The organism is Mesorhizobium loti, assembly GCF_003148495.1.
GTDB classification, from domain to species: domain Bacteria; phylum Pseudomonadota; class Alphaproteobacteria; order Rhizobiales; family Rhizobiaceae; genus Mesorhizobium; species Mesorhizobium loti.
The window spans coordinates 1,527,769-1,551,816 of record NZ_QGGH01000001.1; the positions used below are offsets into that span (position 1 = coordinate 1,527,769).

Below are 24,048 nucleotides of genomic sequence, written 5' to 3' on the forward strand. Positions count from 1 at the left end.
CATTTGCAGATTGGTGGCTCGTTCACGAAGTGGTCCTCGGGGGGTTCCATTGCGCCCATGCCGGTGCGGTCGAACGCGAACGCCATGGCGTCATCAGCACCTCGAGCCCGAACACGAGCAGGAACGAGCCGACGCCGATGACGGTCAAAAGCAGCATGGCGGCGTAGACGCCGGCCGTGTTCATCTGCGCGTTGGCGGTGAGCAGATAGGTGCCCAAGCCCTGCTTGGACGAAGCGGTCCATTCGCCGATGACGGCGCCGGTCACCGCATAGGTGGCGCCGATCTTGAGGCCGGAAAACAGCGGGCCGATGCAGGCCGGCAATTTGACGATGGCGAAGGTGCGCAGGCCACCGCCGCCCATCAGGCGCGCCAGATTGAGCATATCGCGATCGACCGAGGCCAGGCCATCGAGCACGTTGACCACAACCGGGAAGAACACGATCCAAGCGACGATGATCAGCTTTGGGGTGATGCCGAAGCCGAAGATGATGACCAGCGGTGCGGCAATGGCGACGATCGGCACGGCCTGCGAAATGATCAGCGCCGGCATGACCAGGCGTTGCACGACACGGATCTGCCCCATCGCCAGAGCAAGCAGGAAGCCGATGAGGGCGCCGAGCACATAGCCGATCGCGGTTTCATAGAGCGTCTGGCCGGTCAGCACCGAGAGCCGCGGCCAGTTGTCGAAGAGCGTCTGGAAGGCGAGCGCCGGCGGCGGAATGACATAGGGCGGCAGCCCGGAGACCCAGACCAGCACCTGCCATGCGACCAGGATCAGCACCATGGCCACGACCCAGATCAAGAACGGTCCCGCCGCCGCTCCAAACCGTGTGTTCATTCCCGTGCTCCCTATTGGCCGTGAGGTCAGTGCCTGATTGGTCAATGCCCAATCGGTCAGTGGTAGAGATGCTGCATGATCTGCCGCTTCAGGCCGACGAATGTGTCTGTCGTCAGCACTTCCAGCGGCCGTGGCCTGGGCAGGTCGACGGTAAGGATTTCGGCGATGCGGCCCGGCCGCGGCGTCATCACCACGATGCGGTCAGCGAGATAGATCGCCTCGTCCACATCATGGGTGACGAACAGGATGGTGCGCTTGAGGTCGCGCCAGAGCTGCAGCAGCCATTGCTGCATGCCAAGCCGCGTCTGCGCGTCGAGTGCGCCGAACGGCTCGTCGAGCAGCATCACCTGGCGGCCGGCGGCGATAGTGCGCATCATGGCGACGCGCTGGCGCATGCCGCCTGACAGGGCATGCGGATAGTGGTTGAGGAAGTCGCCGAGACCGTAGCGGCTGGCCAGTTCCGCCGCCTCGGCGCGATCCTGCGCGGTGGCGCCGCGTGTCAATGACGCAGCGAGCGTAATGTTGCCGAGCACGGTCCGCCACGGCAGCATCAAATCCTTCTGCAGCATGTAGCCGACCTGGCCCGGCCGGTTGCTGACATCGTGGCCGTCGAGCACGATCTTTCCCGATGTTGCCTTGAGCAGGCCCGAGACGACATTGAACAGCGTGCTCTTGCCGCAGCCGGAGGCCCCGAGGATGCAGACGAATTCTCCGTCGGCGATATCGAGGCTGACATCGCTCAACGCGGTTACTGATCCGAAACTGACGTTGAGCTTTTCGATCGACAGTTTGGTTGGAGCCGGCGTCCCTGATCCGGGAGGCTCGGCGGCAGTGCGTGGCTCCCGCGCTTCCGGCATTCAGAACCCCTCTTGCTGCAGGCAAACCCTGGCTCGAAAACGCATAAGTCCTCCCATGACCTAGCCGGCACCCTGCAGGCCCGCCTGATGCCAAGCAGACCCGCCTGTCCCGCAAACGGCGACGGGCTAGCTTAGGTAAACGTTTACCTAACGAGTTATATGCGTTATGTCAAATCCACGGCGCAGGCTGTCGATCACGCGACCTGTTTCTTTGGAACAGCGATCCGTGCTAGTCGCATGCCGATGTTCCGATGGCGGCAGAGACAGGCTATCGTTCGTCGAAATGGCGAGGGAATGTGGCAACGACGATCAAAGATATCGCCCGGCAGGCTGGTGTATCGGCTGCAACCGTTTCAAAGGTCCTCAACCGCAAAGACCACTCCATAGGCGAGAAGACCCGGGAAAAAATCTGGTCGCTGGTCAAGGAACTCAATTATACGCCCAACTCGATCGCCCGGTCGCTTATTACCCGCAGTTCGCGTGTCATCGGCGTCATCGTGCCTGACATTCTCAATGCCTATTTCACGGAGCTCGTCCGCGCTTGCGACCAGGCCGCGCGTGAGCGGGGTTATTCGACGATCCTGTGTAATTCCGACAGCGATCCCGAAAAGGAGGCATCGCATTTGACCTTCCTCGCCAGTCACGGCGTCGATGGCATCGTGCTTGCCGCAAGCGATCTGATTCCTGACGCCCACCTCCTGGAGAGGCTCAGGATACCCTTGGTATCGATGGACCGGGAAATTCCCGACCTCGATTGCCTCGCTGCGCGAATCGACACGGACTACGAGACGGGTGCCTTCCTGTCGGCAAGCCATCTGATCCGGGCAGGGCACAGGCGGATTGCGTTCGTCAGCGGCAACCCCCAGGCGTCGAACACGAAAATCAGGCGGGCGGGATTCGAGCGGGCGCATCGCGAGGCCGGGTTGCCAGTCGATCCGGATCTGATCGAGTGCGGTGCCTTCAACCATCGATTTGGACTGGTGGCCACGCGCACGCTGCTCGACCGCACCAGCTTCACGGCCATGTGCTGCATGAGCGACATGCTGGCTATGGGGGCGACCGTGGCGCTGCGCGAACGCGGCTTGAGCGTTCCCGAGGATTGCGCGGTGATCGGCTTCGACAACATCTATATCGCACCGCTTCTCGTTCGGCCGCTTTCGACGATCGAGCGGCGCATTTCCGAGTCCGGCTATCTGGCGATCGGCGCGCTGATCGATTTTCTCGATGACCCCACGCATCCGCGCCGGATGGTGCTCATGGAACCGACGGTGATCCAGAGGGAGACGACGTAGCGAGGCGACGGGCTTCGAACGTCTGGCGCAACCCCTCCTGCCCGAATATCGCCTCTCCGCATCCCTTCCCGGTTAAAAAAGTATCATCCGTTGCCCTGAATCGTGGTGGCGCCTGTTGTCATGAGCCGATACCGTGGCTCTTGAAATGCAGAGCCGAAACCAATTCGGCCGGTTTAGGGAATGTGGGCCGAACGCGGCAACGATCCGTGCCGGCCTGGGAGGAAACGGACATGGAACCGGACCTGGAAGTAGTCCAGATACGACGCGGTGAGTCCTTCAAGGCGTGGTCGCATGGCTACCCCTTCCATACGGTGCGCTGGCATTTCCATCCCGAATATGAATTGCATCAGGTGATCTTCACCAATGGCCGCTATTTCGTCGGCGACTTCATCGGCGAGTTCGAGCCGGGCAATCTGGTGCTGACCGGGCCGAACCTGCCGCACAATTGGGTCAGCGACATCCCCAGGGACAGCTCGATCCCGCTGCGCGGCCGCATCATCCAGTTTTCCGAGAGCTTCATCGGTGACGCCATGCATGTGCTGCCGGAGCTGGCGGGGCTGGGGCACCTGCTCGAAGCGTCGCGGCGCGGCGTGCTGTTTTCCAACCGCACCAGCAAGGCGCTGGCGCCATTGATGGAAGAGATGATGCAGGCGCAGGGTGTGCGCCGCATCGAGCTATTCATGATGATCGCAGGCCTGCTCAGCCGCGCCCAGGAATTCCAGCTGCTGGCCAGCGCCAGCTACCGGCCCGATCCGTCGGGCTACATGACCGCCGGCATGAACAAGGCACTCGCCTATATCAGGGAGAACCTGACGCAGCTGTTCGACGAGGCGGATCTCGCTGCCATTGCCGGCCAGTCGACCGGCGCCTTCTCACGCTCGTTTCGCCGCCACACCGGCATGTCGCTGGTGCAGTATGTCAAGCGGCTGCGCATCAATCTCGCCTGCCAGATCCTGATGAGCGACGAGCAGGCCTCGATCACCGACATCTGCTACGAGGTCGGCTTCAACAATTTGTCCAATTTCAACCGGCAGTTCCTGGCGGAGAAGGGCATGCCGCCCTCGCGCTTCAGGCGCCTGCTGGCCGACAACATCAATGCGGGCAAAGCCGCTTAACGGAGGAGCCAGGGAGGAACCAAGGGAGGAACAACACTTTTTCGCCTGAAGGCGTGGCCCGCATGACGCGGTCCGCGATGGAGAGCGCTTGTCTTGAAAAAGGATGTCGGCGCGGCTCGAAAGGCCGGCGCCGGGGCTCTGGTTCCCAATTGCAGTTGGGGCGAGGGCGGAGGCGTGTCTTCACACCAAAGCAGTCAACGACCTTCTTACAACCATATCCAGAAACGGAGAAGACCGAATGACCAAACTTTCATTGAAATCCGCTGGGAAGTCCGCCGGCATGGCAGCAATTGCGCTGTCGCTGCTGGCCGGCACCGCCGCGATCGCCAGGGCCGCCGAGGTCACCGACGCCACTGTCGCCTTCCTGATGCCCGACCAGGCCTCGACCCGCTACGAGCAGCACGATTATCCCGGCTTCGCCGCCGAGATGAAGAAGCTGTGCCCGGGCTGCAAGGTGCTCTACCAGAATGCCGATGCCGACGCCTCGCGCCAGCAGCAGCAGTTCAACTCGGTGATCTCGCAGGGCGCCAAGGCGATCGTGCTCGACCCGGTCGACTCGACCGCTGCCGCCTCGCTGGTGAAGCTGGCGCAGAGCCAGGGCATCAAGGTCATCGCCTATGACCGGCCGATCCCGACAGCACCGGCTGACTTCTATGTCTCGTTCAACAATGAAGGCATCGGCAAGGCCATCGCCGACTCGCTGGTCGAGCACCTGAAGGCGCTGAAGGTCGATCCGGCCACGGGCGGCGTCTTGCAGATCAACGGCTCGCCGACCGATGCGGCGGCCGGCCTGATCAAGAAGGGCATCCATGCAGGCCTCGACAACAGCGGCTACCAGATCCTGGCCGAATACGACACGCCGGAATGGGCGCCGCCGAAGGCGCAGCAATGGGCCGGCGGCCAGATCACCCGCTTCGGCCCGAAGATCCTCGGCGTCGTCGCCGCCAATGACGGCACCGGTGGCGGCGCCATCGCGGCGTTCAAGGCGGCCGGCGTCGATCCCGTGCCGCCGGTGACCGGCAATGACGCGACGATCGCAGCACTTCAGCTGATCATCGCCGGCGATCAGTACAACACCATCTCCAAGCCGAGCGAGATCGTGGCTGCGGCCGCCGCCAACATCGCCATCAAGCTGCTTTCGGGCGAGACGCCGAAGGCCGAGATGACACTGTACGACACGCCCTCGCAGCTGTTCACGCCAGCCGTGGTGACGCAGGAAAACCTGAAGGCCGAGATCATCGACAAGAAGATCAACACCGCGGCCGAACTCTGCGTCGATCGCTACGCGGAAGGCTGCAAGAAGCTGGGCATCGGGAACTGACCGCGACCCTTGCCCGCTGCGCTGCCTGGCCGCCCGCGCGGCGGCCAGGCAGCGCACATCCGATTTATTGAACCGGTTCTTTTGAAAGGTGTTCCAGGCATGATCGATACCCCGGACGGACCGGTTCCGACAGGCGAGCTGGTGCTCAGCCTGCGCGGCGTTTCGAAGAATTTCGGCGCCGTCTCGGCGCTCACCGATATCGATCTCGATGTCCATGCCGGCGAGGTGGTGGCGCTGGTCGGCGACAATGGCGCCGGCAAGTCGACGCTGGTCAAGATCCTGGCCGGCGTGCATCAGCCGAGCTCGGGCAGCATCAGCTTTCGCGGCACGCCTGTGACGCTTGCCGACCCGAGTGCGGCGCTGACGCTTGGCATCGCCACCGTGTTCCAGGACCTGGCGCTGTGCGAGAACCTCGACATCGTCGCCAACATCTTCCTCGGCCGCGAGCTCAACCCGCTGCGGCTGGACGAGGTAGCGATGGAAGTGCGCGCCTGGACGCTGCTCAACGAGCTTTCGGCGCGCATCCCGAGTGTCCGCGAAGTCGTCGCGTCGCTGTCGGGCGGCCAGCGCCAGACGGTGGCGATCGCCCGCTCGCTGCTGCTCGAACCCAAGCTCATCTTGCTCGACGAGCCGACGGCCGCACTTGGCGTGGCGCAGACAGCGGAAGTGCTCAATCTGATCGAGCGGGTGCGCGACCGCGGCCTCGGCGTCGTCATCATCAGCCACAATATGGAAGACGTGCGCGCGGTCGCCGACCGCATCGTCGTGCTGCGGCTTGGCCGCAACAACGGCATCTTCTCGCCCGACGCCTCGAACCAGGAACTGGTCAGCGCCATCACTGGCGCGTCGAACAATTCGGTGTCGCGGCGCGCCGAGCGCCGCCAGGCCCAGACCGCCCGGCCGGATCAAACCCAGGAGCCACGCCCATGAGCAGCGACGTGCAACAGACGGCCCCGGTGCCGCCGCAGCTCGACCGCGCCGATGTGCGCGTCAAGCACGAGGCCGGGATCGGCGGCGCCATCCGCAGGTTCTTCGACCGGGTGCGCTCGGGCGATCTCGGCTCGCTGCCGGTCATCGTCGGGCTGGTCATCATCTGGACGGTGTTTGCCAGCATCAATCCGATCTTCCTGTCGAGCAGCAACCTGGTCAATCTGCTGTTCGATTGCTCCACCGTCGGCGTCATTGCGCTCGGCATCGTCTGCGTTTTGATGGTCGGCGAGATCGACCTGTCGGTCGGCTCGATCAGCGGCTTTGCCTCGGCGATGGTCGGCACGCTGTGGGTCAACCAGGGCTGGCCGGTGGCGCTCGCCATTCTTGCCGCTATCGCCGTCGGCGGCTTCATCGGCGCGCTCTATGCGCTGCTGTTCAACCGGCTCGGCATGCCGAGCTTCGTCTCGACGCTGGCCGGCCTGCTGGCGGTGCTTGGGCTGCAGCTCTACATCCTCGGCTCGACAGGCTCGATCAACCTACCTTACGGCTCGAACCTGGTGAATTTCGGCCAGTTGCTGATGATGCCGAAGTTCGTGTCGTTCGGGCTGGCGGCCGTTCCCGGCATCGTCATGCTGGTCACCGGCCTGCGCACCGTTGCGCGCCGCCGCGCCGCCAATCTGTCGGCGCCGTCGACGGGCGGTCTCATCACGCGAGCGGCCGTCATCACGGTCATTCTCGAACTCATCGTCTTCTATCTCAACCAGGCGCGCGGTATTCCGTGGATGTTCGGCCTGTTCGTCGGCCTGGTCATCGCAATGCATTACGCGCTGACGCGGACGAAATGGGGCCGCTCGATGTCGGCGGTCGGCGGCAACCGCGAGGCGGCAAGGCGCGCCGGCATCAATGTGCGGCTGATCTATTCCAGCGCCTTCGTGCTGTGCTCGATGCTGGCCGCCTTCGGCGGCGTGCTGTCGGCGGCCCGCCTGGCTTCCGCCAGCCAGCAGGCCGGCACCGGCGACGTCAATCTCAACGCCATCGCGGCGGCCGTCATCGGCGGCACCAGCCTGTTCGGCGGTCGCGGCAGCGCTTATTCGGCACTGCTCGGCATCATCGTCATCCAGTCGATCGCCAGCGGCCTGACGCTGCTCGATCTGTCCTCGTCGCTTCGGTACATGATCACCGGCGCCGTGCTTGCCATCGCAGTCATCGTCGACTCGCTGGCACGCCGCTCGCGTGTCTCGCATGGCCGGGCCTGAACCCATCAACAGGAAGCAAGACATGAGCGAAGAACTGTCCGGAAAAGTTGCCGCCGTCACCGGCGCGGCATCAGGCATCGGCCTCGAATGCGCCAGGCATATGCTGGCGGCCGGCGCCACCGTGGTGCTGGTCGACCGCGCCGAGGCGACGCTGAATACATTGTGCGCCGAGCTCGGCCCCAAGGCGATCCCGCTGGTGATCGACCTGATGCAGCCGGCAAGCGTCGCCAGCATGATGTCTGAGATTCTGGAGAAGGCCGGCCAGCTCGATATCTTCCATGCCAATGCCGGCGCCTATGTCGGCGGCGAGGTGGCAACCGGCGATCCTGATGCCTGGGACCGGATGCTCAACCTCAACATCAATGCCTGCTTCCGCTCGATACAGGCGGTGCTGCCGCACATGATCGAACGCAAGACCGGCGACATCATCGTCACCAGTTCGATCGCCGGACTGGTTCCGGTGGTCTGGGAGCCGATCTACACTGCGTCCAAGCACGCCGTGCAGGCCTTCGTCCACACGGTGCGGCGGCAGGTCGCCAAGCATGGCCTGCGCGTCGGCGCCGTGGCGCCTGGCCCGGTGGTGACGGCGCTGGTCAGCGACTGGCCAAAGGCGAAACTCGAGGAAGAACTCGCCGCCGGCGGCCTGATGCAGCCGCGCGAGGTGGCCGAAGCTGTCATGTTCATGCTGACCCGGCCGCGCAACGTGACGATCCGGGATCTGGTGATTTTGCCACAGAGCAATGATCTTTAGGGCAGTAGGGCAGTAGGGCAGTAGGATTGCTCTGCTGTTCAATGCCCGGGCCCAAGCCAAGCCACTATTCCCTATTCCCTATTCCCTATTCCCCTACTGCCTTACTGCCTTACTGCCCTACTCCCTTACTGCCCTAAACCGAAGGTTTCCCCCCATGCCCCACTATCTCGGCATCGACGTCGGCACCGGCAGCGCGCGGGCCGGGGTGTTCGACCACACGGGAAACCTGCTTGCCTCGGCCAAGCAGGACATTGAGGTCTGGCGCGAGGCAGGCGACATTGTCGAGCAGTCGAGCAATGATATCTGGCGGGCGGTGTGTGCCGCCACGCGCGCTGCCGTCGCTCAGGCTGGTATAGCGCCCGAGGCGATCGCCGGCATCGGCTTCGACGCCACCTGTTCACTGGTGGTGCTGGGCGAGGGCGGCGTGCCACTGGCTGTTGGCCCGTCCGGCAATCCCGAACGCAACATCATCGTCTGGATGGATCACCGCGCAGCCGAGCAGACGCGCCGTATCAACCGCAGCGGCGAGGCGGTGCTGAATTATGTCGGCGGCGTCATTTCGCCGGAGATGGAAACGCCGAAACTGCTGTGGCTGGCGGAAAACCTGCCTGCCACTTTCGACGCCGCCTGGCAGTTCATGGACCTCGCCGACTTCCTCACCTGGCGGGCGACCGGCAGCCTTGCCCGCTCGGTCTGCACGGTGACCTGCAAATGGACCTATCTGGCGCATGAGAGCCGCTGGGACGAGGCCTATTTCCGCAAGATCGGCCTTGGCAGCCTGGCCGACGAGGCGTTCGCGCGCATCGGCACCGAGATCGTGCCGGCGGGCGCAGCGCTGGGCGGCGGCCTGACCGCGCAGGCGGCGTCGGACCTCGGCCTTGTCCCCGGCACGGCGATAGCGGCAGGCCTAATCGACGCGCACGCCGGTGGCGTCGGCACGGTCGGCGCGCGCGGCGAGTTCGGCAGCGTTCTGTCGCGCATGGCCTATGTCTTCGGCACCTCGGCCTGCACCATGTCGTCGACCGCGGAGCCTGCCTTCGTCGACGGCGTCTGGGGTCCGTATTTCTCTGCCATGGTGCCGGGCCTGTGGCTGAACGAGGGCGGGCAATCGGCAGCCGGTGCGGCCATCGACCATCTGGTGGGCATGCACCCGGCGGCCGGTGAAGCGGCGGCCAAGGCGCAGGCCGAGGGGCTGAGCCTCAGCGCCTGGCTGTCGCTGCAGGCGCAAAGCCGCAAGGGAGCCGCGGCGACGCCGGCGCTGGTCGGCGGCATCCATGTCGTGCCGGAATTTCTCGGCAACCGCGCGCCTTTCGCCGATCCGGATGCACGCGCGCTGATTGCCGGGCTCGATCTCGACACCAGCCTCGACAGCCTGGTCGGGCTCTATGTCGCCGGCGTTTGCGGGCTGGGCTACGGCGCGCGCCAGATCGTGCGGGCCGAGCATGACAAGGGCATTCCCGTCGACACCATCGTCGTCAGCGGCGGTGCCGGGCAAAGCCCGCTGGTGCGCCAGCTGCTTGCCGACACGACAGGCATGGTGGTGGTGGCGTCGACCTCACCCGAGCCGGTGCTGCTCGGCTCGGCGATGCTGGGTGCCGTCGCTGCCGGGAGCTACAAGGACCTGGTGACGGCGATGGCCGGCATGTCGGAACTCGGCGAGGTCTATCATCCCGACGCTACGCTGGCCGACTGGCATGCCAAGCGCTTCGCCGCGTTCGAGCTGCTGCAGCAGGCGGGCAAGGCGATCCGGAGTTGAAGCGAGCGACTCCTGTCTGGCTTTGTCAGGAGCGTCGCGAACGCCGCTTGGCGGCTTAGCCGGAAGCTGGCAGCTTTGTTCTGACGCAGACCCTCTGGCAGCATGGCTATGCGACGAGGGCAGAGCGACAGGGAGGCCCGATGGCAGACGAGAAACCGCCCGTGCCATTCGCATCGGACAGCGTGCCATGGACGGAATGGTCCGATGTGCCGCGCTTCGGCGTGCGCTACCGGCATTTGTCGCTGGCCGCGCTTGGTGAGAATTACCATGTCGGCGTGGCGATCGAGGAGTTGCCGGCGGGCAAGCAGACCTCGCCGGCGCATTACCATATTTTCGAGGAGGAGCATGTCTTCATCCTCGAAGGGGCGCTCACCGCTTATGTCGCCGCCGCCGCCTATGCCATGAAGGCCGGCGACTATATCTGTTTTCCGGCCGGTGCAGCGGCGGGGCATTGCCTGATCAACACCAGCGACGCGCCGTGCCGCTATGTCATTGTCGGCGAGCGCAACCCGAACGACGTTGTCGTCTACACCGCCTCCAACAAGGTGCTGGTGCGCGCCCTGGGCAGCCGTGCGATCTTCGATCTCGCTGCAACCCGAAGCTACTGGGACGGCGAGGGCACCGGCCTTGCCGCCGGCGATCCGTTGCCGTCGGATGTGACGGCCGGTGTCACCAAGGCAGCAGCCACTCCGATCCCGCCGGTCGCCAGCGATGCCGTCGAGTGGAAACAGGAAGGCGAGGGGGTGCGGTTCGGTGGTCAGTCCAAACACCTCACCTATGCCGCCTTGGGACGGCCCGACTATCATGTCGGCGTACTGATCGAGGCGCCGGCCCCCGTGATGCGCCTGGCGCCCCGGCACTACCACATGCTGGAAGAGGAACATGCGCTGATCCTGGAAGGACAAGTGACGCTGCTGCTTGGCGAGGAGCGCTATGAAATGAAAGCCGGCGACTATGTCTGTTTTCCCGCCGGCCTGGCGGTCGGCCATTCCTTCCTCAATAGCGGTACGGGACCGTGCCGCTATCTGATGATCGGCGAGAAAAACCCCAACGAGGTCTGCGTCTATCCCGATTCCAACAAGATGGCGGTCGACGCCTTGCGCCGGCGCGACGGCATTTTCGACATGGCTGGGGTGAAGCGGTACTGGGATGGCGAGGCGACGGAATAAGACGCTCCAGCCACACCAATATCGCGCGCTGAAGCTGTTTCTCGTGAACTCATTGAACAGACTGGATGAGCCATAGGAGAGCGAGAAGGTTGGCGAGCGATGTGCCGGCCGGGCCGAAGGTTTTCATCCGGTCGTCGATCGAGGTGCCGATGACGGCATCCCCAGCCTGCACGAGGATCATTATCCAGGCGATGGCTTCAAGCCATTCCGTCGAACCCGTAAAAAATGGCACGGCGCTTGCGACCACCAAAGCTGCGCTGCGCGCACAGCCGTACAATGCCACTGTCCGGGCGCTGCCGGTTTCGTTCATGACGGCAGCCAAGGAGAAACCGAGACTGACAACCGCGCTGAGAGCTGTGACCAACGCGCAAACGATGAAGGGTGCGAACATGAGATTCCATGGTTTGTGTCAGGGACATCTTACTCGAATAGCCACCAGTGAGGAGATCAAGATTTTTCACGGCCTGCTGCCCCTCAGTTACAATGCCGGCGCGGTCACGTTCAGGATGGCGTCCACCGCGCTCACAGTTCCTTCTGCGCCAACTCCCTGAATTCGTCGGGCACCGAGCGTGCCGCCTCCAGCGCCACCGTGCCGTAGCCGACCGCCTGTTTGCCGAAGCGCTCGCGGATCTTGTCGATGGCGCGGTCGGCGTCGAAGCGCGCCAGGCCTTTCCTGGTGCCGGGCCGGCGTTTCTCGTCGGCGAGGCCAAGCGGCAGGTCGAGCTGCAATTCGAAGCTTTCCTCGAGATGCGACACCGAGATCGCCAGCAGCGAAATCGTTTTCTCCTGGCGGTGGTCGGCGAGCACGCCGCGCACCAGATCGCCGGCGATCTCGGCCAGCATCGTGGTCGCCGAGATCGGCTGGTCAAGGGTGATCGAGCGGGTGACGGCGCTGAGATCGGCAAAGCGCACGCGCACCGTCACGGTGCGGCCGGGCCGCGCCTTGGCGCGCAGCCGGCTGGCGACGCGGTCGGCCAGATGCAGCAGAGTGGGCACGATGACATCAGCCACGGCGGGCTTTTGGCCGAGCGCCGATTGGGCACCGGCCGAGCGCGCCCGGCGATGCGTTTCGAGTTTCCGCGGGTCGCGGTTCCATGACAGCGCGGCGAGCTTTTCGCCGGCGGCCGGACCGAGCAGCCGTGTCAAGGCGCTGCTGTGCGTCCTGGCCAGTTGGCCGATGGTCTCGACACCGATTTCCGCCAGCCGAGCCTTAGTCGCCGGGCCGACGCCCCACATCAGCCCGACGGGCAGGTCGTGCAGGAAGGCGATCTCCGTGCCGGGCTCGACCACCACCAGCCCGTCGGGCTTGGCGACCTGCGAGGCGATCTTGGCCAGGTGCTTGGTGCGCGCCACGCCGATCGAGATCGGCAGGCCGAGTTCGGCCCGCACGCGGCGGCGGATGGTTGTGGCGATCTCTTGTGGCGAGCCGAACAAATGCGTGCAGCCGGCGACGTCGGCAAAGGCCTCGTCGATGGAGATGCGTTCGACCAGCGGCGTGAAATCGTCGAGCACCTTGATCGCCGCGTCGCCAAGCCGCTGGTAGTCGCTGAAATTGCCGCCGACGAAGATCAGCTGCGGGCAGAGCTCGCGCGCCTTGCGCCCCGGCATGCCGCCGCGCACGCCAAAGGCGCGCGCCTCGTAGGAGGCGGCGAGCACAACGCCACCGCCCACCGCGATCGGCTTGCCGCGCAGCGACGGGTCGAGCAACTGCTCGACCGAGGCGTAGAAGGCGTCGAGATCGGCATGCAGGATGGTGGCTGTCGTTTCCATCCCGACCGCACATCCGCAGTTGCTGATAGACCGGAACAAATAGAGAACAAAGGCGGATCATTGTCAAGCTGCGAGCGATTTGTGCAGCAAAGAGCAGTGCCGGCTCGGCTTGAGCCCCGCCACCTAGACGATATGATCCGCCCGCAGCGCTGCTTTCATCTGTTCCAGCGCCGCCTCGCCACCGGCCGCCAGCTCGTCGGCGATCCGCGCCAGATGATCGTCGGCCTTGCGGTGCTTGCTGCCCCAGGCGCCGAGCGTCACCAGCACCGGCAACAGGTCGATGCCGGCCTCGGTCAACCGGTAGACCGTCTTCAGCCCATGCGTCGGGTCGTCGCTGCGAATGAGGATGCCTTCGTCCTGCAGCGTCTGCAGCCGCTCGGCCAGCGTGCGTGACGAGATGCCTTCGTCGGATTGCAGGAATTCGCGAAAGTGCCTTTTCCCGGCGAAAACCAGGTCGCGGATGATGAGCAGCGTCCAGCGGTCGCCGACGAGTTCGAGCGACAGGTTGATCGGGCAGCCGGATTTTTCGCGCGTCGACATCTATGGTTCCATTTTTAAATCACTTTACTGTTGACATCATTTTAGTCTTGCGTCAATAGTTCCAAATGTAAACCATTTAACGCTGACCATGCCGCTCGCTGCCCCGCAATTTCGCCTGCACGCTTTGAGCCGGGACAAACCGAGGAGAACGATGATGAAAAAGCTGATCCTTCAGATGCAGATGTCGGTCGACGGCTTTGTCGGCGCCAATGAGGACCATGCCTGGCAGCTCTGGGAATGGGGTGACGAGAGCGGCTGGGACGACGAGCTGAAGCAGGACTTCAACGCCGTCTTCGCCGGCATCGACACCATTTTGCTCAGCCGCAAGATGGTGCAGGAGGGGTATCTTACCCATTGGGGCAATGCGGCGAAGAAATTTCCGCGCGACCCGTTCTATGCCTTTGCGCAGCGCGTCGTCGACGCCCAGAAGGTGGCGCTGAGCGACAAGCTCAAGCACTCGGTATGGGAGCGCACAAGGGTCGCCAGCGGCGACCTGCCGCGCGAGGTCAATGCGCTGAAGGCGGGCGAGGGTGGCGACATGGCGGTGTTCGGCGGCGCCGGGTTCGCCTCGGCGCTGATCGCGGCCGGGTTGGTCGACGAGTTCCAGCTGTTCATCAATCCGGCGGTGCTGGGTGCCGGACGCCGCATCTTCGACCAGGGCGGTTTCCAAAACTTGGCGCTGCTCGGCTCGAAGGCCTATGCCTGCGGCATGGTGGTCAACAGCTATGCGCCGGTGGGGTGAGGCAGAGAGAGAAAATCAGGGCTCCGACGTATCTTTCTTGTCCGCCCGTTCGTCCTTGGCTTTGGAAGGTCGCGCAGCCCGCGATCCGTAACCAGGGAGATCATCATGGCGAGCACGCAGAGCGAGGCAAACAGGAACCACTACGCGGCGATCGCCGCCAATGCCGGCAGGCTGACCAGCCCGCAAGCGATCATCGACCACAACGACACCCATTGGACGGCACTGACCGGCGAACCCGGCGGCGTCGACTATATCGAGGTCGATGCCGGCGGCGTGCCGGCGATGTGGACGGTGCCGAAGGGCGCCGACGAGGGGCGTGTGCTGCTCTATGCGCATGGCGGCGGCTTCATCGGCGGCTCGATCTACACGCACCGCAAGCTGGTCGGGCATCTGGCCAAGGCCGTCGGCTGCCGGGCGCTGCTCTACGACTATCCGCTGGCGCACCGGGCCAAGTATCCGGCCCAGCTCGACGTGGCGATGACGGTCTGGAACTGGCTCGCCGATCGGGGCTTCGACGCCGGCGACATCGCACTTGCCGGCGATTCCTGCGGTGCGGTGCTGACCTATGGCGTCCTGCAGCGGCTGCGTGCGCAAGGGCGGCTGCTGCCCGTCGCCACGCTGATCATCTCCGGCTGGTTCGACATGGCGCTGACCGCCGCCAGCTACGAGACCAACCGCGAAAAGGACCCGGCCTTCGCCAAGGCCGCCGTCGACTGGCTGGTGACCAACTTCATCGGTGACGGCGACCGGCTCGATCCGGAGGTCAGCGCGCTTTATGCCGACCTTACCGGCTTTCCGCCCGTGTTCCTGCAAGCCGGCGCCGACGAGACGCTGGTCGACGAAAGCCGCATGTTCGCCGAGCGCGCCAGGCAGGCTGGGGTCGAGACACGGCTCGACGTCTTCGAGGGCATGCTGCACTCCTTCCAGATGATGGCCGGCCGGGCGCCGGAAGCCGACGACGCGATCGGCCGCTTCGCCACCTGGATGCGGCCGAAACTGGGCCTGCCGGCCACCCGTGACGAGGCCGCCGGCGACAAAGCGGCGTGAGTATGCGCCGGCTGGTCGTATCGCGATTCATGCTTGTGGATGTGCCGTGCCTGCGCGATGCTGCGGTGACGCTGACCGACGTGCCGCGATGAACCAGCAGATCCGCAAATCCCGTGAAACGAGGCAAGGCATGCAGCCGCGCCTCGACCCCGAGGGCCTGTTCGACCTGCGCTACGCCGCGTTCCTGGGGACGGTTTCGCATCTGCGTATCAAGCTGCACCGTTACTGCGCGCGCATGACCGGTTCGGCCCTCGATGGCGAGGACATCATGCAGGAGGCGCTGTTCGAGGCCTATCGCAAGATCGAACGGCTCGACGATGCGCAGGCGCTGCGGCCCTGGCTGTTCCGCATCGCCCACAACCGCTGCATCGACTTTATCCGCAACCGCCAGGCGCGACAGCGGGCCGAGGCCGGCTTTGCCAGCGACGACATCGTGCTGCCTGTCGAGCCCGCCGGTCCCGGCGCCGGCCGCGCCATCGAGCGGCTGGTCGTGCACCTGCCGCCGAAGGAGCGCGCCTGCGTGCTGCTCAAGGATGTCTTCGACCATTCGCTTGAGGAGATCGCCGAGCTGGTCGGCTCGACATCAGGTGGCGTCAAGTCGGCGCTCAATCGTGGGCGTGCCAAGCTCGCCGCCTTGCCGGCGCAACCGGGCGCGGCACCCGCACACGACCCCGAACTGGCGCGGCTGCTCGGCCGCTATGTCGAATTGTTCAACAAGCGAGACTGGGACGGGGTGCGGGCGCTGACCAGTGCCGATGCGCGGCTGCGGGTCTCGGATTGCTACAACGGCCTGCTGTCAGGCTCGCCCTACTTCATCGAATATGAGCGCAGCGAGCTGCCTTGGCGCATGCGGCCAGGCGTGATCGAAGGGGAGATCGTGCTGGTCCTCGACAGGCGGCATAGCGAGGAATGGCTGCCTGCGTATCTGGTGCGGATCCATGCCGATGGCGGCGTCATCGACCGCATCGCCGACTATTATGCGTGTCCGTGGATCCTGGAGATGGTCTTTGCCGACGTAGGACGAAGTGCCTCTCCTCCGTAACCCTCACTTCGCATCATGAAAAATGATACCGACGGTGTGGCGCATGCCTGAGCGCAAGCGGCTGACGCCGTGGCGCAGGTTGACGCGGTAGTTGCCTCTGGTTCCCTGCACCGGCCGGTTGTGGACGGCGAAGGCCACGGCGTCGCCCTGGCGCAATGGCACCACTTCGACGCGGCTCTGCATGCGCGGGCGCTGCTCGGTCAGCGCGAACTCGCCGCCGGTGAAATCCTGGCCCGGCTCGGAGAGCAGGATCGCCACCTGCAGCGGGAAGGCGAGGTCGCCATAGAGGTCCTGGTGCAGGCAGTTGAAGTCGCCAGGCACATATTGCAGCAGAAGCGGTGTCGGCCGCGTCTGGCCGGCGCTATGGCACTGGTCAAGAAACGCCGCATGCGTGGCGGGATAGCGCATGGCGATCGCCATACGCTCGTTCCACCGGTTGGCGACCGCGGCCAGCCTGGGATAAAGCGCGCTGCGCAACCCGCCGATGAGGTCAGGCAAGGGATAGCGGAAATAGCGATATTCGCCCTTGCCGAAGCCGTGCCTGGCCATGTGGATGTGACTGCGGAAATGCTGCTCCTGAGGGTAGAGGCCGGCGATCTGCCGGCACTCTTCGGGCGACAGCAGCTTTTCAATTACCGCGCATCCGAAGCCGTCGAGTTCGGTGGCAAGGGCCGGCCAGTCGTAACCGGCAATGCGTGTCTCGGCAGCTTCGACCACCGATGCGGCAACCTTGGTATGGGCGTTCATATCGCAGCCTCCTTGTTAAGCAGAGCGCGCTTGCGCTCGACGCCCCAGCGATAGCCCGACAGCGTGCCGTCGGCGCGGACAACGCGGTGGCAGGGAATGCCGAGCGCAATCGCGTTGGCCGCACAGGCGGTCGCCACGGCACGGGTGCCGTTCGGTTGGCCGAGACGCCGGGCCAGAGCGGTGTAGGTGATGGTGGCGCCGCACGGGATGGTGCGCAGCGCGGCCCAAACCTGTTGCTGGAACGGCGTGCCGTGGCGCATGTCGAGCGGCAGGTCGAGGCCGACGCTGGGCGTCTCGATGAAGCGCGCGATTGCCGCGAGATCGTTGCGCAGCGTTGTTTTGTCCTCGACCAGCGCCTTGCCGGGGAAGCGGTCGCCAAGGTCCTGCTCCAGCGCCTCGGCGTCCGAGCCGATCAGGATGGCGCAGACGCCGATATCGCTGCGCGCCGCCAGGATGTTGCCAATCGGGGATTCGCCGATGGCGTAGGCGATGGTGTCCAGGGCATTGTGGACGGTCGCCGCTGCGGTCATTTGAGTTCGCATGAGGTTCATTGCCTTCACTCCTTTGTCTGTGCCTGAACCCTACAGAGACGGCTTATCGCGCTCACTCCGATGCTTGCTTTCAAATTCGAAAAGGTAGGTGCTCATGCCACGCGGGTGACATCGAACTCTCCAAGCAGGAACACCTCGCCAGTCGACAGGCGCAACTCGATGTCGCCGCTCGTGATCAAGCTCCACTCGGCTTTGCCGTCATCGACCATCCGGCCGATGGCGGTCATCACCCGTGATTTCGCGTCAGGGGCGCGCCGGCGGCCGGCAGCTTGGGTCTGGGTGGTCGCATCGGGAGACCTTGCCATCGCGCGCATTGCCGGTCCTCGTCAGGCCCGCACCGACCGGTTGGCATTGTCGGACGCTGCCTCGCGGTCGAGCAGCGCGCGTTTGCGCTCCGCGCCCCAGGCGTAGCCGGATAGGGCGCCGTCCTTGCGGATCACGCGATGGCAGGGAATGGCGACGGCAAGGCTGTTGGCGGCGCAGGCGGCGGCGATGGCGCGGGTCGCTTTCGGCGCGCCGATGCGCTGCGCGATCTCGGCATAGGAAACCGTGCGGCCGACGGGGATGTCCTGCAGGGCTTGCCAGACGCGCTGCTGGAAGGCGGTGCCGCGCACGTCGAGCGGCAGGTCGAGGCCGAGCGCCGGCACTTCCACGAAACCGACGACGCGGGCGACCAGCGCCTCATAGTCGCGGTCGCCGCCGATGAGCCGTGCCTTGGGGAAACGGTCCTGGAGGTCGCGCACCAGCGCGTCGGGATCGTCGCCGAGCAGGATCGAGGCGACGCCCTTTTGGCTGGAGGCGACCAGGATGGCGCCGAGCGAGGATTCGCCGACGGCGAAGCGGATTTCTTCATGGGCGCCGCCGGCGCGATAGCGCGTCGGCGTCATGCCGAGCATGAAGGTGGATTTCTCGTAAAAACGCCCGCTTGAATTGAAGCCGGCATCGTAGATCGCCGTCGTCACGCTGGCGCCGTCTTCCAGGCCCTGGCGGACCCGGGCGGCGCGGTGGGCGGCGGCATAGTCCTTCGGCGTCAGGCCAGTGACGGCCTTGAAGATACGATGGAAATAACCGGCGCTACGGCCGGCGGCGTCCGCCAGCTCTCCGAGCGACGGTTCTTCTTCGCTCTGCTCGATCCTGCGGCAGGCAGCGGCGACCATTGCGGCGTTGCCGGCCTCGAGCGACGGGCCATCCGGGTTGCAGCGCCGGCACGGGCGAAAGCCGGTTGCCCTGGCCTGATCGAGCGTGCCGTGCAACTGCACATTCCTGGGGTTGGCGCGCCGCGACGGGCAGGAGGGCCGGCAATAGACGCCGGTCGTTGCCACCGAATACCAGAATTCGCCGTCGGCCGATTTGTCGCGCGCAACGATACGCGCCCAGCGCGGATCGTCGGCGACTTGCAGCGGCGCGGGGTGAAGATCCTTGGCCAGAGTGATGAACATGCCGCATTGAAGCCGCCAAAAGCCGGCCTCGCCACCCGTTTCCTGACAAGCGTCAGGAAAGTGCAAATCTGCCTTTCCCAATTTGGGAAAACACTCTTGTTCCCGATTTGGGAATTTGCTATATCAGGTCATGCAGATAATTGCCAAGAAGGCGCTGAAGGACTTTTGGGCCAAACACAATCAGGCCGAAGCTCCTTTGACGGCTTGGTATGTGGCTGTAGGCAATGCTGATTGGAAGACCCCGGCTGACGTTAAAGATGCGTTTGGAGCGACCGTTGATTTCGTCGGCGACAATCGCATCATTTTCGACATCGGCGGCAACAAGTACCGCCTGATTGTCCACGTCGCCTACAAGTTTCACCGTGTTCTGATCAAATTCGTCGGGACGCACAAAGAGTATGACAAGATTGATCCGGAGAAGGTGTGATGGAGAACATTCGACCCATTAAGACCGAAGCCGATTACGATTGGGCGATCGCCGAAATCACTAAATATTTCGAGAATGAGCCGGAGGTCGGCTCTCTCGAAGGTGACCGTTTCGACGTTCTCGCAACTCTGATCGAGGCTTATGAGGACAAGCACTATCCGATCGAAGCACCGGATCCCGTTGAAGCCATTCATTCGCACATGGAACTGTTCAACCTGTCGCGAAAGGCGCTGGCCGAGGTGATCGGATCATCGCCCCGGGCGACCGAGGTGCTGAACAGAAAGCGGGCGCTTACCCTGGATATGGTCTTCAAACTGAACAAGGAATGGAACATTCCTGCCGAAGTCCTCGTGCAACCCTATCACCTTGCAAATGACAGGGGCCGCAAGCGCGCCTAAGCCGTCGCCCGTGGTGCCTGATACCCTCGTTCCTAAGCCGCGCGCTTGGGTTCCACCGCGAACGGGCTGAGCCCGAGCCATGTCTGCATCTTCCTGCCGATGGCCTGGTCGCCGGTCAGGGCAACCTTCGCGCCGGCCTTCTCGACGGTCAGCAATCCCATCCAGATCGCCGTCATCGTGTGCAGGTCGGTCGAGACGTAAAGGTCGACATCGAAGCCCGGATCGTACCAGCACAGATCGACCTCGCCGTGCTTCTCGACGATGAGCCACCACGACCGTTTGGACGCCGGTAGCTCCTGATACAGGAATTGTATCACCGTGCGCCCCTCGGGCAGCGGCGAGGGGTTTAAGTTGCGCCGCATGTCCCACATCAGCAGCGACGGATCGAGGTTCTTCAGCGACAGTCGGGACTCGACCCATTTCTGCCCCCAGAAGCCCATTGCCTCGACGACCGGGCGCAAATCCCGGCCGGCTTCCGTCAGCCGATATTCGAATATCCCTTTTTCGCCCGGCACTTCCTTGCGCTCTACGATGCCGGCCAGTTCAAGTTCCTTCAGCCGTTGCGACAGAAGGGTCGGCGACATTTTGGGGACGCCGCGGCGCAGGTCGTTGAAGCGGGTCGAACCCGCCACCAATTCACGCATCAGCACCATCGTCCAGCGGGTGCACAGCACCTCGGCGGCCATCGATAGCGGGCAGAACTGTTTGTATCCGTGCTGGGTCATGATCTGTGTCCCTCCCTCGAAACTGGGCCGAACATTAGGCCTTCATGAATGAAGCGGCCAGTACGGAAACTGTACTGCCCCAGTACAGATCGCGGACTGGTTGGCTAGGGCCTTGCCATGCGAGCCCTTTGGCCGGTTGCACGGGATACCTTGTGCACCGCAACCAGGAGACTACCATGACCGCTTACGTTATCGCAGACATCAAGATAAACGACCCGCAGTGGGTGCCGGCCTATGCCGCCTCGGTGCACGACCTCGTCCACAAGCATGGCGGCAGGTATCTGTCGCGCAGCGGCAATGTGAAGACGCTCGAAGGCAAGCCGCTCGACACCACGCTGATCGCCCTGATGGCGTTCCCGTCAGAAGCGGCGGCCCGCGCCTTCACCAGCGATCCGGCCTATGCGCCCTTCGTTTCGGCCCGTCAGGGCGGCAGCGACAGCCGTTTCCAGATGATCGACAACACCGATCTGGCCGGAACGATCCCGTATCTGCCGAAGGGATGACCGGCATCCCTGGCATCGTTTTCGGGATCTCCAAGCAACAACAGCCACAGCGCTTGCCTGCCGGGCCTCCGTATTTTCGGCGGCCGGCCAGCTGGGCTTTTTCAAGAAGAATGGAATGAAGATGCTATCGAACTTTCACAACCGGCCAAATTTTCACTACAGGTTTGTCATGGCCGGGGCCATGCTGGCTGTCTGCACCACCTTCGCACAGGCGCATCAGGAAGCGGCCGCGCCGGTGTCCGGCCCCAATCCGCTGGCCGACAAGGTGCGGGCCGCCAACAGCCGGTTTCTCAACGTCAAGGCCGCTATATCAGAGGGCTATGCGCCGATTCCGTGCGCCAGCGGCATCACCGGCGGCGCCATGGGCATCCACTATGTCAACGGCCAGTATCTGAAGGACGACAAGATCGATATCGCCCGGCCTGAAGCGGTGATGTACGAGCCGATGGCTGACGGCACGCTGCAACTGGTGGCGGTCGAATACATTACCTCGAAGGGGCCGGCGTCGCTGGACGGACAGCTGTTCAATTTCAACAGCGCGCCCAACCGCTACGGCCTGGGTGAGTTTTACGAACTGCATGTCTGGGCCTGGAAGGGCAACCCGACCGGCACTTTCGCCGACATGAACCCGAAAGTGTCATGTGAGCACGCGATGGCGCCGAGCCAGTAAGCAATGAAGCCAGGCGGCGCCAATGCCGCCTGGCATTCTCCCGAGTCAGTCGGAACGCTCCCGCCCAGCGCCCCGCTTTGGGCGAGACAATCGTTGAAGGCCAGGCCGGTGTGTGTGCCGCTGCCGCTCCTCGCGGCGTCAGAAGGATACGGTCATCATGCCGCTTGATCTGGAATCGCCAGTCCCACCTCGCTGATGGTATCCCGGCTCGCTTGCGGCAAGACGAAGCGTCCCGTCACATACCAGAGCAGGGACACGACAAGGATCGAGAGATAGCCATCCACGGCATAGTGCCAGCCGGTGTAAACCGAGCTGAACAGGATGAAGGTTGCGAAGGACCAGCCGGCGATTGCCCACCGGCGGCCGAATCCGGCCAGGAAGAGTGCGTTGAGCGTGGCGATGGCGACATGCATGCTTGGCATGGCGGAGATGCCGCCGCCCAGTTCCGGGCGGCCACTCTGGTAGGCTGCAAGCAGATAGTCGGCATAGACATGGACCGACGCGGCGTAGCTATTCTGCGCCAGGGCGGTTCGCAGCCCGACGAAGCGGTCACCGCCATAGAACTGGTCGTGGAACATCGGGCCGGTGGACGACAGCAGGGTCGCAAGTACGGTGCCGCACAGGATCGTGGTCAGCGCGAACGCCCACAGATAGCGCAAGCGGCTGACCGGATTGTTCCAGAAGGCGACGAAGAGCACCGTGCCGAACCATTGCACGAGCCAGCCATATCCATAGCCGGCGAAAATGACGGCCGAGACCGGTTCGGGAACCACGCTGTGCGTCCATGTCCAGGGATCGACGCCATGCAGCCGAAGATCAAGCTCCGCCAGGGCACGGTCGGCGTAGAACGGCACCGTGTCCGGGATGGCGACCTTCAAGGTGGTGAAGGCGGTGACGCCGAGAAAGAACAGAAGGATAACGGGCGCGGCTGTCAGCCAACGCTGCCCGAGTATGTCGAGGATGAACCTCGTCGGGGTATGTCGGGCAAATGCCAGCCCCGCCACACCAAGGCCAGCCGCCAGAAGCGTGGGCAGGAAGAAGGCGAACGGCTCGGCATAGGATTGCGCCAGATGCAGGTAGCGATCCGGCTGCAGGCAAAGAGCGGTCAAGGCATAGGTCAGACACAAGGCAACCAGCAACCAGCCGCTCCTGGTTGTCGCGATGTCCAGGTCAAGGATTGCAGCTGGGCGGCGATTGTCGCCGCGCTGACCGGTGTGCTCACTCATGGAAGGACATCCCGCCAGCTGCCCAGAAGATTGTTATGGGGTATTTCGCAGATGATGTATTACCATTCAGTTACACCTGTTCCAAAGTAGAGTATTAAATATTAGATAGGTATAATTCATTATTTGTTGGCAATGATCTGTTTACGAAAATGCTACGCGGTTACGCGCAGGCATCATTCGTCGCCTTTCGAGGCTTTCAACGGTTACAGGCTGCCTGTCGTCGGGTTTCGGCTACGATTGAGAGAGGGAGGGCCATCGCCTGGTGGCGATGGCCCCTTTCCATCATGCGGCTCGATCAGGCGGCTTTGATCAGGCCGAGCTGGGTGAGGGCGGCGACGCCGTCATCGAGCCCGATCTCCTCGACGATCCTGCCGTTGACCACCTTCAGCACAGTGGTGCCGGTAAAGCGCATGGCGCGGCCGGTGGCAGCCGGCAGCGAGCCGGCGAGGAAATCGCCGAAGGCGGGGCCGGTATGCGTGCCGCCGCCCTCCCACTGGCCGACGACATAGTCGCCCTCGGCAATCAGGTCGGCCGTAGCCCAGAAGTTGAGGTCCGGGAAGGCGTTGCGGAAGTCGGTCATGAAGGCCTTGATGTCGTCGCGGCCGCGGCGCGGCTCGTGCAGCGAGTATTTCAGCAGCATGTCGGGTGCTGCGATGTCGTCGACGACGGACAGATCGCAGGTTTCACCCCAGAAGTCGGTGAACCATCTAACGACGACGGCCTTGTTGTCTTCTTGCTTGGTCATTGGGAGGTCCTCTTGTGTTTGCACGGAGAGATCACCGGATTGGCCGATGACCTGGAGCAAGCAGTAGGACGATCAGGCGGGTGCAAAACTCCGGTTCTTGCCGGCCAATCGAAAGGCGACAGGACCTAGGCTATCCGACTCGCGCCGGAAGCGAGCGGTGAACACCGTGACCAAGCATCGGTTCAAGTGCC

27 protein-coding genes are annotated in these 24,048 nt (G+C 64.0%); 15 read left to right on the top strand and 12 right to left on the bottom strand.

Annotation, left to right across the window (positions count from 1 at the left end):
- Positions 1-22 precede the first annotated feature (22 nt).
- On the bottom strand, positions 23-838 hold the full coding sequence (locus C8D77_RS07730; protein WP_206532379.1) for an ABC transporter permease: 816 nt from the start codon (positions 836-838) through the stop codon (positions 23-25).
- Positions 839-894: 56 nt separating this feature from the next.
- Positions 895-1,695 carry an ABC transporter ATP-binding protein gene (locus C8D77_RS07735; protein ID WP_109660771.1) on the bottom strand — a complete coding sequence of 267 codons (801 nt, stop codon included), beginning with the start codon at positions 1,693-1,695 and terminating at the stop codon, positions 895-897.
- 296 nt (positions 1,696-1,991) lie between these two features.
- On the opposite strand from C8D77_RS07735, the gene C8D77_RS07740 reads away from it, so the two are divergent.
- From C8D77_RS07740 to C8D77_RS38275, 8 genes are all read left to right on the top strand, one after another.
- A complete protein-coding gene (locus tag C8D77_RS07740; protein ID WP_170136678.1) occupies positions 1,992-2,987 on the top strand; it encodes a LacI family DNA-binding transcriptional regulator in 996 nt (331 codons plus the stop codon).
- A gap of 230 nt (positions 2,988-3,217) precedes the next feature.
- Positions 3,218-4,102 (top strand): AraC family transcriptional regulator, encoded by an 885-nt coding sequence (locus C8D77_RS07745; RefSeq protein WP_109660775.1) that lies wholly within the window; start codon positions 3,218-3,220, stop codon positions 4,100-4,102.
- Between the two features lie 238 nt (positions 4,103-4,340).
- Positions 4,341-5,423: an ABC transporter substrate-binding protein gene (locus C8D77_RS07750; RefSeq protein WP_109660777.1), complete on the top strand. Its 1,083-nt coding sequence runs from the start codon at positions 4,341-4,343 to the stop codon at positions 5,421-5,423.
- Between the two features lie 99 nt (positions 5,424-5,522).
- Positions 5,523-6,353: an ATP-binding cassette domain-containing protein gene (locus tag C8D77_RS07755; RefSeq protein ID WP_109660779.1), complete on the top strand. Its 831-nt coding sequence runs from the start codon at positions 5,523-5,525 to the stop codon at positions 6,351-6,353.
- Entirely contained in the window at positions 6,350-7,609 is a 1,260-nt protein-coding gene (locus C8D77_RS07760) for a sugar ABC transporter permease (protein WP_109660781.1), read from the top strand. The genes C8D77_RS07755 and C8D77_RS07760 overlap by 4 nt, the downstream gene beginning before the upstream one ends.
- 22 nt (positions 7,610-7,631) lie before the next feature.
- Positions 7,632-8,360: an SDR family oxidoreductase gene (locus tag C8D77_RS07765; protein WP_109661416.1), complete on the top strand. Its 729-nt coding sequence runs from the start codon at positions 7,632-7,634 to the stop codon at positions 8,358-8,360.
- 154 nt (positions 8,361-8,514) lie between these two features.
- Positions 8,515-10,116, top strand: a complete 1,602-nt coding sequence (locus tag C8D77_RS07770) for an FGGY-family carbohydrate kinase (protein WP_109660783.1) — start codon at positions 8,515-8,517, stop codon at positions 10,114-10,116.
- 140 nt (positions 10,117-10,256) lie between these two features.
- Entirely contained in the window at positions 10,257-11,285 is a 1,029-nt protein-coding gene (locus C8D77_RS38275) for a cupin domain-containing protein (RefSeq protein WP_109660786.1), read from the top strand.
- A gap of 49 nt (positions 11,286-11,334) precedes the next feature.
- On the opposite strand, the gene C8D77_RS07780 is transcribed toward C8D77_RS38275, so the two are convergent.
- The 3 genes from C8D77_RS07780 to C8D77_RS07790 all read right to left on the bottom strand — a co-directional run bounded on the left by C8D77_RS07780 (position 11,335) and on the right by C8D77_RS07790 (position 13,595).
- Positions 11,335-11,595, bottom strand: a complete 261-nt coding sequence (locus C8D77_RS07780; RefSeq protein WP_215732040.1) for a hypothetical protein — start codon at positions 11,593-11,595, stop codon at positions 11,335-11,337.
- 212 nt (positions 11,596-11,807) lie between these two features.
- On the bottom strand, positions 11,808-13,055 hold the full coding sequence (gene dinB / locus C8D77_RS07785; RefSeq protein WP_109660788.1) for a DNA polymerase IV: 1,248 nt from the start codon (positions 13,053-13,055) through the stop codon (positions 11,808-11,810).
- A 123-nt stretch (positions 13,056-13,178) separates the two neighbouring features.
- Positions 13,179-13,595: a winged helix-turn-helix transcriptional regulator gene (locus tag C8D77_RS07790; protein ID WP_109660790.1), complete on the bottom strand. Its 417-nt coding sequence runs from the start codon at positions 13,593-13,595 to the stop codon at positions 13,179-13,181.
- 154 nt (positions 13,596-13,749) lie between these two features.
- On the opposite strand from C8D77_RS07790, the gene C8D77_RS07795 reads away from it, so the two are divergent.
- The 3 genes from C8D77_RS07795 to C8D77_RS07805 all read left to right on the top strand — a co-directional run bounded on the left by C8D77_RS07795 (position 13,750) and on the right by C8D77_RS07805 (position 16,426).
- The gene (locus tag C8D77_RS07795; protein WP_109661420.1) at positions 13,750-14,337 is read left to right on the top strand and encodes a dihydrofolate reductase family protein; all 588 of its coding nucleotides are present in this window, start codon (positions 13,750-13,752) and stop codon (positions 14,335-14,337) included.
- Between the two features lie 105 nt (positions 14,338-14,442).
- Positions 14,443-15,384, top strand: a complete 942-nt coding sequence (locus tag C8D77_RS07800) for an alpha/beta hydrolase (RefSeq protein WP_109660792.1) — start codon at positions 14,443-14,445, stop codon at positions 15,382-15,384.
- An 88-nt stretch (positions 15,385-15,472) separates the two neighbouring features.
- Positions 15,473-16,426, top strand: coding sequence for a sigma-70 family RNA polymerase sigma factor (locus tag C8D77_RS07805; RefSeq protein ID WP_109660794.1), 954 nt, complete (start codon positions 15,473-15,475; stop codon positions 16,424-16,426).
- Between the two features lie 3 nt (positions 16,427-16,429).
- Here the strand turns inward: C8D77_RS07805 and C8D77_RS07810 are convergent, their stop codons facing one another.
- The 4 genes from C8D77_RS07810 to ada form a co-directional block, all read right to left on the bottom strand.
- A complete protein-coding gene (locus C8D77_RS07810; RefSeq protein WP_109660796.1) occupies positions 16,430-17,173 on the bottom strand; it encodes a 2OG-Fe(II) oxygenase in 744 nt (247 codons plus the stop codon).
- A complete protein-coding gene (locus tag C8D77_RS07815; RefSeq protein WP_109660798.1) occupies positions 17,170-17,724 on the bottom strand; it encodes a methylated-DNA--[protein]-cysteine S-methyltransferase in 555 nt (184 codons plus the stop codon). Before C8D77_RS07815 ends, C8D77_RS07810 begins: the two co-directional genes overlap by 4 nt.
- Before the next feature lie 92 nt (positions 17,725-17,816).
- Complete coding sequence (locus C8D77_RS07820; protein WP_109660800.1) at positions 17,817-18,038, bottom strand: hypothetical protein; 222 nt, start codon at positions 18,036-18,038, stop codon at positions 17,817-17,819.
- Between the two features lie 12 nt (positions 18,039-18,050).
- Complete coding sequence (gene ada / locus C8D77_RS07825) at positions 18,051-19,163, bottom strand: bifunctional DNA-binding transcriptional regulator/O6-methylguanine-DNA methyltransferase Ada (protein WP_109660802.1); 1,113 nt, start codon at positions 19,161-19,163, stop codon at positions 18,051-18,053.
- Between the two features lie 130 nt (positions 19,164-19,293).
- On the opposite strand from ada, the gene C8D77_RS07830 reads away from it, so the two are divergent.
- Together C8D77_RS07830 and C8D77_RS07835 are read left to right on the top strand one after the other, a co-directional pair.
- Positions 19,294-19,590 carry a type II toxin-antitoxin system HigB family toxin gene (locus tag C8D77_RS07830; RefSeq protein ID WP_109660804.1) on the top strand — a complete coding sequence of 99 codons (297 nt, stop codon included), beginning with the start codon at positions 19,294-19,296 and terminating at the stop codon, positions 19,588-19,590.
- Positions 19,590-19,988, top strand: coding sequence for a helix-turn-helix domain-containing protein (locus C8D77_RS07835; RefSeq protein ID WP_109660806.1), 399 nt, complete (start codon positions 19,590-19,592; stop codon positions 19,986-19,988). Before C8D77_RS07830 ends, C8D77_RS07835 begins: the two co-directional genes overlap by 1 nt.
- 32 nt (positions 19,989-20,020) lie before the next feature.
- On the opposite strand, the gene C8D77_RS07840 is transcribed toward C8D77_RS07835, so the two are convergent.
- A complete protein-coding gene (locus tag C8D77_RS07840; protein WP_109660808.1) occupies positions 20,021-20,713 on the bottom strand; it encodes a winged helix-turn-helix transcriptional regulator in 693 nt (230 codons plus the stop codon).
- Between the two features lie 176 nt (positions 20,714-20,889).
- Between C8D77_RS07840 and C8D77_RS07845 the strand changes: the two genes are divergently transcribed.
- On the top strand, positions 20,890-21,216 hold the full coding sequence (locus C8D77_RS07845; protein WP_109660810.1) for a DUF1330 domain-containing protein: 327 nt from the start codon (positions 20,890-20,892) through the stop codon (positions 21,214-21,216).
- A 169-nt stretch (positions 21,217-21,385) separates the two neighbouring features.
- Complete coding sequence (locus tag C8D77_RS07850) at positions 21,386-21,886, top strand: hypothetical protein (protein WP_109661422.1); 501 nt, start codon at positions 21,386-21,388, stop codon at positions 21,884-21,886.
- A gap of 155 nt (positions 21,887-22,041) precedes the next feature.
- On the opposite strand, the gene C8D77_RS07855 is transcribed toward C8D77_RS07850, so the two are convergent.
- Both C8D77_RS07855 and C8D77_RS07860 read right to left on the bottom strand, forming a co-directional pair.
- On the bottom strand, positions 22,042-23,112 hold the full coding sequence (locus tag C8D77_RS07855; RefSeq protein ID WP_109660812.1) for a phosphatase PAP2 family protein: 1,071 nt from the start codon (positions 23,110-23,112) through the stop codon (positions 22,042-22,044).
- Positions 23,113-23,407: 295 nt separating this feature from the next.
- Positions 23,408-23,857 carry an ester cyclase gene (locus C8D77_RS07860; RefSeq protein WP_109660814.1) on the bottom strand — a complete coding sequence of 150 codons (450 nt, stop codon included), beginning with the start codon at positions 23,855-23,857 and terminating at the stop codon, positions 23,408-23,410.
- Between the last annotated feature and the right edge of the window lie 191 nt (positions 23,858-24,048).

Coding starts and splice junctions, on each gene's coding strand:
- C8D77_RS07845 (WP_109660810.1), top strand. CDS start 20,890: ATGACCGCTTACGTTATCGCAGACATCAAGATAAACGACCCGCAGTGG.
- C8D77_RS07795 (WP_109661420.1), top strand. CDS start 13,750: ATGAAAAAGCTGATCCTTCAGATGCAGATGTCGGTCGACGGCTTTGTC.
- ada (WP_109660802.1), bottom strand. CDS start 19,163: ATGTTCATCACTCTGGCCAAGGATCTTCACCCCGCGCCGCTGCAAGTC.
- C8D77_RS38275 (WP_109660786.1), top strand. CDS start 10,257: ATGGCAGACGAGAAACCGCCCGTGCCATTCGCATCGGACAGCGTGCCA.
- C8D77_RS07790 (WP_109660790.1), bottom strand. CDS start 13,595: ATGTCGACGCGCGAAAAATCCGGCTGCCCGATCAACCTGTCGCTCGAA.
- C8D77_RS07855 (WP_109660812.1), bottom strand. CDS start 23,112: ATGAGTGAGCACACCGGTCAGCGCGGCGACAATCGCCGCCCAGCTGCA.
- C8D77_RS07770 (WP_109660783.1), top strand. CDS start 8,515: ATGCCCCACTATCTCGGCATCGACGTCGGCACCGGCAGCGCGCGGGCC.
- C8D77_RS07840 (WP_109660808.1), bottom strand. CDS start 20,713: ATGACCCAGCACGGATACAAACAGTTCTGCCCGCTATCGATGGCCGCC.
- C8D77_RS07805 (WP_109660794.1), top strand. CDS start 15,473: ATGAACCAGCAGATCCGCAAATCCCGTGAAACGAGGCAAGGCATGCAG.
- C8D77_RS07820 (WP_109660800.1), bottom strand. CDS start 18,038: ATGCGCGCGATGGCAAGGTCTCCCGATGCGACCACCCAGACCCAAGCT.
- C8D77_RS07755 (WP_109660779.1), top strand. CDS start 5,523: ATGATCGATACCCCGGACGGACCGGTTCCGACAGGCGAGCTGGTGCTC.
- C8D77_RS07835 (WP_109660806.1), top strand. CDS start 19,590: ATGGAGAACATTCGACCCATTAAGACCGAAGCCGATTACGATTGGGCG.
- C8D77_RS07830 (WP_109660804.1), top strand. CDS start 19,294: ATGCAGATAATTGCCAAGAAGGCGCTGAAGGACTTTTGGGCCAAACAC.
- C8D77_RS07810 (WP_109660796.1), bottom strand. CDS start 17,173: ATGAACGCCCATACCAAGGTTGCCGCATCGGTGGTCGAAGCTGCCGAG.
- C8D77_RS07800 (WP_109660792.1), top strand. CDS start 14,443: ATGGCGAGCACGCAGAGCGAGGCAAACAGGAACCACTACGCGGCGATC.
- C8D77_RS07735 (WP_109660771.1), bottom strand. CDS start 1,695: ATGCCGGAAGCGCGGGAGCCACGCACTGCCGCCGAGCCTCCCGGATCA.
- C8D77_RS07815 (WP_109660798.1), bottom strand. CDS start 17,724: ATGAACCTCATGCGAACTCAAATGACCGCAGCGGCGACCGTCCACAAT.
- C8D77_RS07750 (WP_109660777.1), top strand. CDS start 4,341: ATGACCAAACTTTCATTGAAATCCGCTGGGAAGTCCGCCGGCATGGCA.
- C8D77_RS07780 (WP_215732040.1), bottom strand. CDS start 11,595: ATGAACGAAACCGGCAGCGCCCGGACAGTGGCATTGTACGGCTGTGCG.
- C8D77_RS07850 (WP_109661422.1), top strand. CDS start 21,386: ATGGCCGGGGCCATGCTGGCTGTCTGCACCACCTTCGCACAGGCGCAT.
- C8D77_RS07765 (WP_109661416.1), top strand. CDS start 7,632: ATGAGCGAAGAACTGTCCGGAAAAGTTGCCGCCGTCACCGGCGCGGCA.
- C8D77_RS07760 (WP_109660781.1), top strand. CDS start 6,350: ATGAGCAGCGACGTGCAACAGACGGCCCCGGTGCCGCCGCAGCTCGAC.
- dinB (WP_109660788.1), bottom strand. CDS start 13,055: ATGGAAACGACAGCCACCATCCTGCATGCCGATCTCGACGCCTTCTAC.
- C8D77_RS07745 (WP_109660775.1), top strand. CDS start 3,218: ATGGAACCGGACCTGGAAGTAGTCCAGATACGACGCGGTGAGTCCTTC.
- C8D77_RS07730 (WP_206532379.1), bottom strand. CDS start 838: ATGAACACACGGTTTGGAGCGGCGGCGGGACCGTTCTTGATCTGGGTC.
- C8D77_RS07860 (WP_109660814.1), bottom strand. CDS start 23,857: ATGACCAAGCAAGAAGACAACAAGGCCGTCGTCGTTAGATGGTTCACC.